The sequence below is a fragment of the Actinopolymorpha rutila genome (genome assembly GCF_013407855.1).
In the GTDB taxonomy this organism is placed as follows: Bacteria; Actinomycetota; Actinomycetes; order Propionibacteriales; family Actinopolymorphaceae; genus Actinopolymorpha; species Actinopolymorpha rutila.
On record NZ_JACBZH010000001.1, the window covers coordinates 1,327,152 to 1,339,584 of the forward strand.

A 12,433-nucleotide genomic window follows, 5' to 3' on the forward strand; every position below is an offset into this window, starting at 1 on the left:
CCCCTCGTGGATGTCATGGCGCTTCGTTCTTGATGGCGTCGGTGGCGACCGGCGCGAACCGCTGGTCGAACAGGTCCGCCGCTGTCAACTTCGGCTTGTCGGTCTCGCGGGCGAGCAGGTCGATGGTCTGTTGCTGGCGGGCGATCGCGGGCTTCCAGTCGGCGGGGATGTCGGGGTGACCGGACGTCTTCACCAGCCACCGGCCGTCCTCCTCGGACAGGCCCTGGTCCTTCACGTAGTAGCCGTCGATCCACTGCTGCGGGTGCTTGTCCATCCAGATCTGGGCGCGGGCCCAGTACTGCACGTACGCACGGATCGCCGCCGCCTTCGCCGGGTCCTCCAGCGTTGCGACCTGGGTGTAGAGGTGGCCGGGATCGTCCCGTAGCCCGTGCGGGATCGTGGTGCCGCCGTCCTTGCCGTACTTGCTCAGATACCGCTTGATGGCCACGCCGCCGATCGGTGCGACGTCGACCTGCTTGCCGGCAAGGGCGTTGGGGTAGACGTCACCGGTGCTCGGCAGTTCCACCAGCGTGACGTCGGACTTCTTCAGTCCGGCCTTCTGCAGGACGCGCAGGACGAGCGCGCCCTGTGCCTGGCCGGGGCTGTAGGCGATCTTCTTGCCACGCAGATCCGCCAGCGAGCGCACCTTCACTCCGGGCGCGATGCCGAGCTGGTAGATCGGGTGATGGATGGGGTCCACGCGGAACTTCGCCGCGACGATCCGCACGTGCAGACCGGTCCAGGTCGCGTGGATCGGCGGGATGTCGGCGACGGAGCCGATGTCGAGCGCGCCGGCGCGGAAGGCCTCGGTGGTCTGCGGGCCGCCGCTGATGTTGGCCCACTTCACCTTGAACGGCAGCTTGTCGATCTGGCCGGACAGCTCCAGGGCCTTCTGGGTGGCCGGATCGCCGATGGTGAGCGTCGTTCCCTTCGGCACCGTGATCGGCAGCTGGGCGTCCAGTGCCAGCTTCCTGTCACCTGCGCCGGACCCGTTCGTGCCGTCTGTGCCGTTGGAGTCGGCCTTGCTGAGGCCGCAGCCGGTCAGCAGAACGAGGCCGGTGAGCAGGGCGAGGCCGGCGCGCAGGGTGCGGCGGGTACGTGGAACGGGGGTGGACATGACGAAACTCCAAGTGGTGTGAAGATCTGGTGGTCGCGGGCATGGTCGGCCCGGCCGTCGAGTGCGAAGTGACGAAACGATGCGGCGCCGGCTCACCAGCCGAGGTCACAACCGACCGGGGCAGGGATGACCGGCCACGGGCAGCCGAGATTGCCGTGGCGAACGAACGCCGGCCGGCTGGTGAGGTGTTGCGGGAAAGTGCGGGAAAGAGGAAGGTCCGCAGAACGAACCCGTCCGGACGTCAGCGACAGGTCGCGCTGGCGACGTGCATCAGATCGATCTCACGCCGTTGGGTGAGGAGGAGCGCTGCCCACATGGGAATCACCATAGCGACTAATTCCTACTGGATTACTATGGTATCCGAAAGCTGAGACGACTTGTTCTCGTACCGAGACCACCCAGGAGGACCCATGACACCCTCGCCCGTCGCCGACCCGGCCGGCCACCCGGCAACGTCCGTGGTCGCCCTGATCGGCAACCCGCGCAGGAACTCCCGTACTCGCGAGCTGACCGAGGAGCTCTCCAGGCGGCTGGTGGACTCCCTCGGACTGCCCGGCGCCGTACTGGAGGTGGTCGACCTTGCGGAGCTCGGCGGCGCGGTCCTCGACGGCGGCCCGGCGGTCGACGAGGCGCTGGCGACGGTCACCTCCGCCTCGGTGCTGGTCGCCGCCACACCCGTCTACAAGGCGAGCTACACCGGCCTGCTCAAGGCGTTCCTCGACCGCCTCGGCGGCGGTGCGCTGAGCGGGGTGGCGGCGGTGCCGATGACGGTGGCGGGTGCCCCGATCCACCGGCTGGTCGCCGACGTCCACCTGCGGCCGCTGCTGGTGGAGCTGGGTGCGAGCACGCCCACCCGGGCGTTCGCGGTCGAGGAGGTCGTCCTCGCGGACCCGGCCGCGGTGGTGGAGGAGTGGGTACGCACCGAGGCGCCGACGCTGGCGAGGTTGCTCCGCCCGGCCGACCGCACGAGTCACGCCGGCCACACCGAGCTCGCCGGCGCTCGCTGACAATGCGAGGTTGACGAGGTATGCGAGGTCGGGCCGATCGCGCTCCCGGCGTTCCGGGTGACCCGCCACGCTGGGCGGCGGCCGGCTGACGGACCTTCGGCTCTGCGCTCCCGGCCCGTCGGATGCGGACACTGGGGGCACCAGCGCGGGTACCGCGGTGGCATGGCCGTACGTCCGGGGCGGTCGTGGTCCGGAGGTGTCGATGGGTTCGGGCGAACAGTCGGGTGAACGTCCGGGCCGGCGCTCGGACGAACGCCGGACCGAGCTTCCGGACCAGCGTTCGGACGCGCCCGAGACCGACCGGCCCGCCGTGCCGGGGCAACCGTCCGTACCCGAACAGCCCACCGTGCCGGAGCAGGGCACCGAGCTCGACCGGTTGCGCGCCGACCTCGCGAGCATCCGGGCAGAAGTCGCGTCGGCGCGTGCGGACGCCGCCGAGGCACGGGCCGAGGCGGCCCGGATGCGTGCCGGGGAGCCGCCGACTCCGCAACCCCCGTCCGCCGAGCGGCAACGCAAACCGGGGCAGTGGCGGCTTCCGGTGGCGATCGCGCTGGTGGTGCTGGGCAGCCTGCTCGCACCGCTCGCGGTGGCGGCGGTGTGGGTCAAGACCGAGGTCACCGACACGCAGAAGTACGTCCAGACCGTGGCTCCGCTGGCGAGGGAACCCGCGGTCCAGCAGGCGGTGGCGACCAGGGCCACCGACGCGATCTTCACCCGCCTGCACGTCGACCGGCTGATCGGCCAGACGGTCACGGCACTCACCTCGCGCAGCGGGATACCGCCGCTGGTCGCCGACCAGCTCAGAGCGCTCGTCGGCCCGATGACCTCGGGCATCCACGGCTTCGTGCAGGCCCGGCTCGTCGACGTCGTACGCAGTGACCGGTTCGCACGCGTGTGGGTGCGGGTGAACACCACCGCGCACCAGCAGATGGTGCAGGTGCTGTCGGGCCGGTCGAAGGCGGTGGTCGTCTCGGGCGACACGGTGAAGCTGCAGCTCGGGCCGTTCATCGACGTGGCGAAGAAGGATCTGGCCAGCCACGGCCTGGGCATCGTCAACCGGCTTCCGAACATCAACCCGAGCATCCCGGTCGCCCAGACCAGGGACCTGGTGAAGGCGCAGAACGCCTACGGGCTGCTCAACCACCTGGGGGTCGCGTTGCCCGTGCTCGCGGTGGTGTTCCTCGGGCTCGGTGTCTTCCTCGCCCGCGGCCATCGCCGGATGCTGGTCGCCGCCGGGCTCGGACTTGCCGGCGGCATGATCGTGTTGTGGCTGGCGCTGGCCGCCGGCCGGGCGTTCTATCTGAACTCGGTGCCACCGACGGCCCTGCCACCGGATGCCGCCGCGGTGATCTTCGACACCTTCGTCCGCTATCTGTACACCAACCTGTGGACCTACTTCGCCCTCGGCCTTGCGGTGGCCTTCGGCGGGTTCATGACCGGCCCGTCGGTGACCGCGACGCGCACCAGGTCGGCACTCGCCGGTGGCATCGGCTGGTTGCGTACCAAGGCCGCGGCGGTCGGGCTGCGTACCGGGCCGGTGGGACCGTGGGTGTACGCCCACCGCACGCTGGTCCGGGTCGCCGCCGTCGTCGTGGCCGCGCTGATCTTCGTGCTGTGGAACGAGCCGACGGCCGTGGTCGTCTGGTGGCTCGCGCTGGCGGTGGGGATAGCGATGGTGGTGATCGAGTTCCTCGCGGTCCCGGAGGCGGTGCCGGACACGGCCAAGGCGGAGGCCTAGTCATCAGATGTCCCGTCGATAGGCTGCACCATGCCTACGCGACGCACCGCCCGCGCCGTTGTCAACGTCGACCTGCCCGGGCCACAGATCAGCAGACACCTGTACGGGCACTTCGCCGAGCACCTCGGCCGCTGCATCTACGGCGGCTTCTACGTCGGGCCGGACTCCGACATCCCCAACGAGGCAGGCATCCGCCTCGACGTGGTGGAGGCGCTGCGTGCGCTGAACATCCCCAACCTGCGCTGGCCGGGCGGCTGTTTCGCCGACGAGTACCACTGGAAGGATGGCATCGGCCCCGCGGACCAGCGGCCCACGATGGTCAACACCAACTGGGGCGACGTCGAGGAGAACAACCACTTCGGCACGCACGAGTTCATGGCGCTGTGTGAGCTGCTCGGCGCGGAGCCGTACGTCAACGGCAACGTCGGCAGCGGCACCGTACGCGAGATGAGCGAGTGGGTGGAGTACCTCACCCGCGACGGCGACAGCCCGATGGTGCGCCTGCGAAAGGCGAACGGGCGCGAGAACCCGTGGCGGGTGCCGTTCTGGGGAATCGGCAACGAGGCCTGGGGTTGTGGCGGCAACATGCGAGCCGAGCACTACGCCGACCTCGCCCGCCGGTACGCCACGTACTGCCGCGACCAGGCCGGCAACAAGCTCTACCGGATCGCCGCCGGCGCCCACGACCGCGACTACGCCTGGACCGAGGCGCTGATGAAGGCGCTCAACCCGCTTGGCTGCACCAACCGGCCGCGGGGCTACTACCAGGGCATCTCGCTCCACTACTACACGCTGGCCGGACCGTGGCACGCCAAGGGAAGCGCCACCGACTTCACCGAGGACGACTACTACCGCACGCTGGGCGCCGCCCGGGCGATGGACGAGATCCTCGCCGGGCACTCCCGGGTGATGGACTGCTACGACGCGGGCGCACAGGTCGGCCTGGTGGTCGACGAGTGGGGCACCTGGTGGGACGTCGAGCCCGGAACGAACCCGGGGTTCCTGTTCCAGCAGAACACCCTGCGCGACGCGCTGGTCGCCAGCGTGACGTTCGACATCTTCCACCAGCATGCCCGCCGGGTGGTGATGGCCAACATCGCGCAGACGGTCAACGTTCTGCAGGCGATGCTGCTCACCGACGGGAACCAGCTCGTCCGCACGCCGACCTACCACGTCTTCGAGATGAACAAGGGGCACCAGGACGCGCACAACCTTCCGGTGCACCTGTCGACGGAGGGAACGTCGCGGGCATACGGCGAGGGCGAGTCGAGGAGCGAGCTCGAGACGGTCTCGGTGTCGGCCAGTGTCAAGGACGGCGACCTGCTGGTGTCGTTGACGAACCTCGACGCCAGTGAGCCTCTCACTGTCAACTTCGACCTGCGCGGTGGCGCCGTCACCGGCCTCACCGGCCGGATCCTCACCGCCTCCGCGATCGACGGTCACAACCGGCCGGGCGAACCCGAAGCCGTGGAGCCGGCTGCGTTCGACGGCTTCACCGTCGCCGACCGCGAGGCCGGTGCGTTCGGGGTCGGTCTGACGGTCGAGTTGCCGCCGCACTCCTTCGTCACGCTCGCCGGAGGAGTTGGCTGACTCCGCATGACTCCGCATGACTCCGCCTGAGCCTGCCCGGCCGAGGGTGAGCGCCGCACGGAGTGGGTATCGACGCGATGAGTGATCTTTGGATCGTGACTCGTGAGCGGAGGCGGCGTCCGTGGCTGGGTGGTGTCGGCGAGTGGGACGGGCGGTTGCCTGGCTGGTAGCGGCTGTCGTCCTGGTGACGGCGGGGTGTTCGGGGCCGGTTGGCGGCCCGAAAGCCTCGCCGTCGCTCTTCCGGGGCGCCACGACGAAGCCCAGTCCCGCCCGCCCAGCGGTCGAGGTCGAGAACTCCCGGCCCGGGACGACGCAATGGAAGCTTGACAGGAAGGGACCGAACTCGGCGATCGAGGGGTACGCCGACCGGATCGCGGTTCGTTCGGGCGAACCGTTCCGGCTGTTCGTCTCCACGACGGCCGACGGGTTCCGGGCCGTGGCGTACCGGATCGGATGGTACGGCGGCACCGGCGGGCGGGAGGTGTGGCGGTCGCCGGCGATGCCTGGGCGCCGGCAGCCGAAGCCGGTCGTGACGCGGCCGCTCAACACCGTGACCGCCGCGGCGTGGAAGCCGTCCATGACCGTCAGGACGACCGGATGGCCGGAGGGCAACTATCTGGTCAAGCTGATCTCGACCGCGGGGTACGAGCGCTACGTCCCGGTCACGGTCCGTTCCACCGACACATCGGGGAAGGTGGTGCTGGTCAACGCCGTCACCACCTGGCAGGCCTACAACCTGTGGGGCGGGTACGACCTCTACCAGGGACCGACCGGGTTCGCGGACCGCTCGCGGGCGGTGAGTTTCGACCGGCCCTACGACGACGCCGGCATCTCGCGCTTCATGACCACCGAGCGGGCCGCGGTCGTGTTCGCGGAGCGGATGAAGCTCCCGCTCGCCTACATCACCGACGTGGAGCTCTCGACGGAGCCGCGACTTCTCACCGGAGCACGCGCGGTCATCAGCCTGGGCCATGACGAGTACTGGTCGAAGGCGATGCGGGACAACGCGATCCGGGCGCGGGACGCGGGCACGAACCTCGCGTTCCTCGGTGCGAACGCCGTCTTCCGGCACATCCGGTTCGCTAGTACGCCGCACGGTGCGAACCGGTTGGTGGTCTGCTACAAGTCCGTCTCGGAGGACCCGCTGCGGAACCGGGATCCGTCGGACACGACCCAGGACTGGCGGCAGCCGCCGGACCCACGGCCGGAAAGCGAACTCACCGGCCTGGCCTACGACTGTTTCCCGGCCGACGCCGCCTTCGTGGTGGTCAACCCGAGGAACTGGTTGTTCGCCAGGACCGGAGTGCGCAAGGGCACGAGCTTTCCCCATCTGGTGGGCGTGGAGTCCGACCGCCTGGACCTGAGCTATCCGACCCCTCGGCCGATCGAGATCCTCTCCAACTCACCGGTCCAGTGCGGTGCGCAGAGACGTACCTGGGCCAACTCCTCCTACTACACCGTCGACTCGGGGGCGGGCGTGTTCGACGCCGGCACCATGCGGTGGGTTCCGGCCCTGGCACACTCCAAGCGCTTCGACGCCCGCACCTGGCGGTTCGTCGAAGGCGTCACGGCCAACCTGCTCAGGGCGTTCGCGGCGGGTCCGGCCGGGCGGACCCACCCCGCACACGACAACGCCGACCAGTACTCACACGGGGGACAGGCAAGCTCCTCGGACTGAACCCAGCGATCGATCGGCGCCTCGCCCCGGCAGGTCAGGTGAGGATCTTCGCCTTCGCCTGCTGGAACTCCGCCTCGGAGATGTCGCCGTGGTCGCGTAGCTGGGCGAGCTTGCTCAGCTCGTCGGCCTGGCTGGGCACCCGCGCCGTTGTCCGGACGTACTCCTGGACCGCCTGCTCCTGGTCCTTGGCCCGGGCCATCTCCCGCTCGCTCATCTCGCGGCCGTGCGCGATGAGGTAGACGAAGACGCCGAGGAACGGCAGCACGATGACGAACAGTGTCCAGCCGGCCTTGCCCCAGCCGCCCAGGTCATGGCTGCGGAAGATGTCGGTGATCACCTTCACCAGCAGGAAGATCCACAGGATCCACAAGAAAAGCCACAGCATGGTGAGGAATGCATTGAGAAGTGGGTAATCCATGACGTTCCCCCGAACGTGACCCGTGCATGCACGGCTCCTTCCATGGTAGGCATCCGTGCGTGCTTTCGGGTATGTCAACTCAGATCTGCAGGTGGTCGATGTGCTCGCGCTGGGCGGCGGAGATGTCCACCGGCGGGCCGCCGGCTTCGGTGACCGGGTTGTCGCGTAGCTCCAGCCGGGCGAGGTCGGCGAGCTTCGTCCCGATCGGCGTCGGCCCGCCGACCCAGATCCCGGCGTACGGCGTCCGCCGGATCGTGTTGCCGGCAAGGAGAACGTCCGCACTTGTGCGGCCGCGTTGCAGGCTGTGCACCGCGATCGCGCCGGGGGTGTGGGAGAGCCTGCCGGTGTTGGTGTCGGAGAGCACGTTGCCGGTGACCTCGACCCGGCCGGGCGGGAAGTTTCCGCAGCGGGAGTAGAGGTAGATGCCGGCCAGGTAGCTTCTGTCCACCGCGTTGTCCGCGACACTCACGTGGTCGCCGCCGATGACCGCGACGCCGGCGCCTTCCCGGGTGCCGGCCACCCGGTTGCCGGAGAAGCGCACGTACTGCGGGGCGCATGCGATGCTGCCGAGCCAGCTCAGGAAGATTCCGTGGTCGCGGGCGTCGGTCACCGTGCAGTTGTCAACGAACACTTGACGGCTGGCCGCGATCTCGATGCCGTGGGTTCCGGCACGTTGCACCCGGGAGTCGCGTACCGCCACCGAACGGGAGGAGTCGACGAGGACGCCCGGCCCGCTGGAGCCGGCGGCGGTGACGTGTTCCACGACCGAGTCGCGGGTGGCCGAGAGTTCCACCAGGGCGCGGTTGTGCCGCAGCGGCGTGCTGGGGCGGAGTTCGAGCCGGACGCCGGCCAGCGCGACCCGCGTACAGTCGACGAACCGGATGCCCTGGTGGTCCGCGCTGGTGAAGACCAGCACCGAGTCCTCTCCCACGCCCTCGACGCGGAGGTCGTCGCGGCCCGCGACCAGCAGGTGGTGGCGGATCCGCGTGTCCGGGTAGGCGTCCGGGCCGGTCGGCGGCCGCAGGACGAACGTCCCCGCCGGAATCCGCAACACTCCGCCCGAGGCCGGAAGACTGCGCAGGGCGCGTTCGAACGCGGGCAGGTCGTTGCCGCGACCGTCCCCGCGCGCGCCGAACCGCCGCACGTCGGCGACCGCTGTCCGCGGGCTGATCCTCGGGCCGCTCGGCGGTTGCGACCAGCCGGTCTCGTCCGCGGCCACGCGGAAGTCGTGGTAGGCGTCGCGGTAACGAGGCTCGTCGTCCACCACCGTGAAGCCGTCGAAGTCACCGCTGACAGAGCCGGTCACCGAAGGCGGGGTGGTCACCTCGTTGTCCCTTGTCGTGACGTGGGTGAGAGTTCCCTCGACCGACACGCTCGCCGTGCCGGTGTCCAGGATCTCGTTGCCGGCAAAACGAATCCGGTCCGCGGTCGCGGTCTGGATGAACCGGATGCCCGTGCCCAGCGGTCGTTCCACCACATTGGAGTCGACCACGACGTCGGTGCCGTCGAACGGCCGCCAGCCCTCGATCCCGAACGTCATGCCGTGCACCCCGGAGCCGGCGATCCGGTTACGTTCGACGCGCATGCCGCGCACCTCGTCGCGTACGCAGATCGCGCCCTGGTAGCCGCCGGTTCCGTAACGGTAGAAGGCGTTGTCCTCCCGCTGGGCGAGGTTCGTCCGGACGAGGGTGTTGTCCTGTGCGGCCGCGTCGTACAACGGCGCGTTCGGCGCGCCCTCGAAGATGCCCACGTCGGTGTAGATGCCCGCCTCCACCTGCGCCTCGACCCAGTTGTGGTCGATCCGCTGCCGCGAACCGCCGAAGGTCAGGCCGCGCCCCCAGCCCACGAAAACGACCGTGTTGTAGGCGAACCGCACGTCGCCGATCTTCGTGGTGTCCGGAGTGTCCGCGGTGTTGGTGAAGTTGGCGAGCGCGTCGTCGTTGGCGTTCTCCACGTAGTTGTACGCACCGACCGAGCGGGTGGCGCCCTGGAAGTGGATCGCGTCCGACGCGGTGTTGCGGACGACGCAGTCCACCACCCACTTGTCCCGTCCGCCGGGGATCCAGATGCCCGGCTGGCCGCCGTCGACGTGCACGCCGACGAACTGTGCGCCCTGGCCGCCGTCCAGGACGATCGCGTACCACGGCCGCCCGTCCCGCATCTGCGACAACGGCGTCCAGGTGAGCGAGAGGGCACGCAAGGACACGTTGACGACGTTCGGGAACGCCCAGCCCTGGGTGAAGGTGTACTTCGGCGCGTAGTCGTTCGGGCCCGTGATGCCGGGCTGCTCGAACACCACGACCGACGACTCGCCCTCGCCGACGAAGTGGATGTTGGTGAGGTCGCGCAGCCAGTAGTGCGGTGTCGGGGGAGGCGGTGGCGGGAAGAGGTAGCGGCCCGTTGGCAGGTAGACGACACCGCCGCCCTTGGCCTGCAGGGCGTCGACGGCGGCGTCGAACGCCGCCCGGTCCGGCGTACGCCCGTCACCGACCGCGCCGTGGTCGCGGACGTTCTCCACCGGCATCGACTCGTAGTCGATCCGGGGCATGCCCTCCAGCCCGGGCCGGTCGTACCACGAACGGGGCAGGTTGCGGACTCCCGGCGGTGCGGCCGAGGCCGGCCCGGCGGGCAGAACACCGGCCGCCGCCGCGGCGAGTCCGGTGCCGACCAGGCCGGCGTCGCGCAGCAGCTCCCGGCGCGTACGCCACAGACGATGCGGGTCCATGAGCCCTCTCCCCGGAGCGGTGGCCCGACCGGGCACATACCGGCCGAGCGGCGTCGAAGCGGTGCTCGGGAAGCTAGTGAAGCGGGCAGCCGGGGTCAATCGATGCGTACCAGTCAGGCCGTCCGTTCCGGACAGCAGTCAGCGCCTGGTGGAGGCGGATCCGGTCGCGTGCAGGACGTCCAGCCGACGGCGGTACTCGTCCTCGTCGATCTCGCCACGGGCGAACCGCTCGGCCAGCACGTCGTCCGGGGTCGGCCGCGCGGGCGGTGGTATGGGCGGGGCGGGAGCCTGTCCCTGCGCGGGGACGCGCGGCTGCCCACCGCCGGCGCCGGTCTGCGGGCCGTGGCCGGCGTAGCGGACCAACGCCACCACTCCGGCGATCACCAGGCCCCAGAACGCGATCATGCTGATCGTCATGAGTACGTAGCCCCACCAGCCCATGCCGCCGCCGTACCAGAACATCGATCGTCTCCGATCCTGAAGGCAGCCGTCGACGCGGCCCGACGCCGGTCGACTCGATAGGCCCATCGTGGCCGCGGCTCGTCGTCGGCAGGCAGAGCCGCAGGTCGGCCGACACCTGCCGAACGACCCGAACTCGGTGAACGCGAGTCCCGGACAGCGGATCGGACAGCGGACCGTCGGCGGATCGAAGGCTCGGCGAGGACTCAGCGGCGGCGGCGGATGCTGACCGTGCCCGCCAGCAGGCCGAGCACCCAGGCGATGAGGAGGGCACCCCACAGCGGCATCGTCACCTCCGGCACGAGCAGCCGGACCGTGGTCGTCGCGGTGTTCTCGAAGATGAACACCAGGGCGATCGCCGCGAGGACGGCGAACCTCGCCCCCCTGCGCACGCTCGGCCGTGCCCAGAATCCCTGTCGTTCCTGACCTTGCTGTGTACTGTTCACGAGTCCCCCTACGACAGCGGTTGAACGCCTACCTCCAGCCTGCGCGCACTCGCCCGAAGCGACAGGAGATCAGTGGATGGCAACGACCGAAGGGTGTGGAGACCTCCGGCCCGGGTAGGTGTGACCAATTGTGTGCACTCTCGGTCGCGCCGAGGCTCCGGCCCGCTCGACGTGCCGCGGCCGATCTCCGGCTCGTGCGATTGGTCCCGGTCGGTGTGGGTATGTGAGGGAACCGGTTGAGTAGCAGCCGAGCGGCACACGTCGCGACGTCGAGTTGTACGGGGGAATCGGCTGTGGCAGAAGTAGCCGCCACCAACCATCCGGATCATCCAGACCATCCCGAGCCGGCCTCCGAGCCGGCTTCCGCGAGACCCGGCGACCGGGCGACCGGCCCGGACGCACCGCGTCCCGCGGTCGTCGAGCCCCATCTGGCGGGCCGGCGGGTCGTCCTCATCGCCGTGGACGAGGAGAAGGGGACCGCCCACTACACCCACGGGCACCGGGCGGCCTCGGACGTCCTGGTCGACCCGGAGGGTGTTCCCGTCGTCCAGGTCGCGCCCGAACGCAGTTGGCAGGCGTGGAGGAAACGCGGAACCGGCCGGTGTCCGGAAGCATTCCCGTGGCCGGCCGACCTGGTGTGGGTGGCCTGAGGTCGCCGGACGACACGAGTGAGGACGAAAGCCATGACCGACACCAGACAACAGAACGTCGTCGACCTGCTGCTCGAGCAGCACGGGCAGATCCGCGACCTCTTCGCGAAGGTGCAGAACGCCCGCGGCAGGCGCAAGGAGGAGCTGTTCTCGGACCTGGTGCGGCTGCTCGCGGTGCACGAGACCGCCGAGGAGGAGATCGTCCACCCGGCCTCCCGGGAGAAGATCCCGTCCGGTGAGAAGGTCGTCGCGGGCCGGCTGAAGGAGGAGTCCGAGGCGAAGAAGGAGCTGGCCACCCTCTACGACCTCGGCGTGGACCACCCGGACTTCGACGAGAAGCTGGCCGAGTTGGCCGAGGCGGTGACCGCGCACGCCGACCACGAGGAGCGGCAGGAGTTCTCCCAGCTGCGCAAGGTGCTCTCGGAGGACGAGCTGCGCAAGATGGCCGGAGCGGTGCGGGCCGCCGAGGCGATCGCGCCGACCCGTCCGCACCCCGCGGCCGGTGAGTCCGCGGTGGGGAACCTGGTGCTCGGCCCGCCGCTCGCGATGTTCGACCGGATGCGGGACGCGGTGCGCGACTGGAGCCGCTCGAACAAGGGCTGACC

Annotated in this window: 11 protein-coding genes; 6 read left to right on the top strand and 5 right to left on the bottom strand. The window is 69.9% G+C overall.

Annotated elements, in window-relative coordinates:
* Positions 1 to 13: 13 nt before the first annotated feature.
* Positions 14 to 1,117 (bottom strand): ABC transporter substrate-binding protein, encoded by a 1,104-nt coding sequence (locus F4554_RS05795; protein WP_179786423.1) that lies wholly within the window; start codon positions 1,115 to 1,117, stop codon positions 14 to 16.
* A 410-nt stretch (positions 1,118 to 1,527) separates the two neighbouring features.
* Here F4554_RS05795 and F4554_RS05800 point away from each other — a divergent pair, with 410 nt between their 5' ends.
* From F4554_RS05800 to F4554_RS05815, 4 genes are all read left to right on the top strand, one after another.
* Entirely contained in the window at positions 1,528 to 2,124 is a 597-nt protein-coding gene (locus tag F4554_RS05800) for an NADPH-dependent FMN reductase (protein WP_179786424.1), read from the top strand.
* A 202-nt stretch (positions 2,125 to 2,326) separates the two neighbouring features.
* Entirely contained in the window at positions 2,327 to 3,862 is a 1,536-nt protein-coding gene (locus F4554_RS05805) for a hypothetical protein (protein ID WP_179786425.1), read from the top strand.
* 30 nt (positions 3,863 to 3,892) lie between these two features.
* On the top strand, positions 3,893 to 5,452 hold the full coding sequence (locus F4554_RS05810; RefSeq protein ID WP_179786426.1) for an alpha-N-arabinofuranosidase: 1,560 nt from the start codon (positions 3,893 to 3,895) through the stop codon (positions 5,450 to 5,452).
* Between the two features lie 142 nt (positions 5,453 to 5,594).
* Positions 5,595 to 7,130: a N,N-dimethylformamidase beta subunit family domain-containing protein gene (locus F4554_RS05815; RefSeq protein ID WP_337795891.1), complete on the top strand. Its 1,536-nt coding sequence runs from the start codon at positions 5,595 to 5,597 to the stop codon at positions 7,128 to 7,130.
* A 34-nt stretch (positions 7,131 to 7,164) separates the two neighbouring features.
* Here F4554_RS05815 and F4554_RS05820 read toward each other — a convergent pair whose 3' ends face one another.
* The 4 genes from F4554_RS05820 to F4554_RS05835 form a co-directional block, all read right to left on the bottom strand.
* The gene (locus F4554_RS05820; RefSeq protein WP_179786427.1) at positions 7,165 to 7,548 is read right to left on the bottom strand and encodes an SHOCT domain-containing protein; all 384 of its coding nucleotides are present in this window, start codon (positions 7,546 to 7,548) and stop codon (positions 7,165 to 7,167) included.
* Between the two features lie 79 nt (positions 7,549 to 7,627).
* Positions 7,628 to 10,273, bottom strand: a complete 2,646-nt coding sequence (locus tag F4554_RS05825; RefSeq protein WP_179786428.1) for a right-handed parallel beta-helix repeat-containing protein — start codon at positions 10,271 to 10,273, stop codon at positions 7,628 to 7,630.
* A gap of 138 nt (positions 10,274 to 10,411) precedes the next feature.
* Positions 10,412 to 10,735, bottom strand: coding sequence for an SHOCT domain-containing protein (locus F4554_RS05830; protein WP_179786429.1), 324 nt, complete (start codon positions 10,733 to 10,735; stop codon positions 10,412 to 10,414).
* Between the two features lie 203 nt (positions 10,736 to 10,938).
* Positions 10,939 to 11,178, bottom strand: a complete 240-nt coding sequence (locus tag F4554_RS05835) for a LapA family protein (RefSeq protein WP_202889161.1) — start codon at positions 11,176 to 11,178, stop codon at positions 10,939 to 10,941.
* Positions 11,179 to 11,471: 293 nt separating this feature from the next.
* On the opposite strand from F4554_RS05835, the gene F4554_RS05840 reads away from it, so the two are divergent.
* A complete protein-coding gene (locus F4554_RS05840; protein WP_179786430.1) occupies positions 11,472 to 11,828 on the top strand; it encodes a hypothetical protein in 357 nt (118 codons plus the stop codon).
* Positions 11,829 to 11,861: 33 nt separating this feature from the next.
* On the top strand, positions 11,862 to 12,431 hold the full coding sequence (locus F4554_RS05845) for a hemerythrin domain-containing protein (protein WP_179786431.1): 570 nt from the start codon (positions 11,862 to 11,864) through the stop codon (positions 12,429 to 12,431).
* Positions 12,432 to 12,433: the final 2 nt, after the last annotated feature.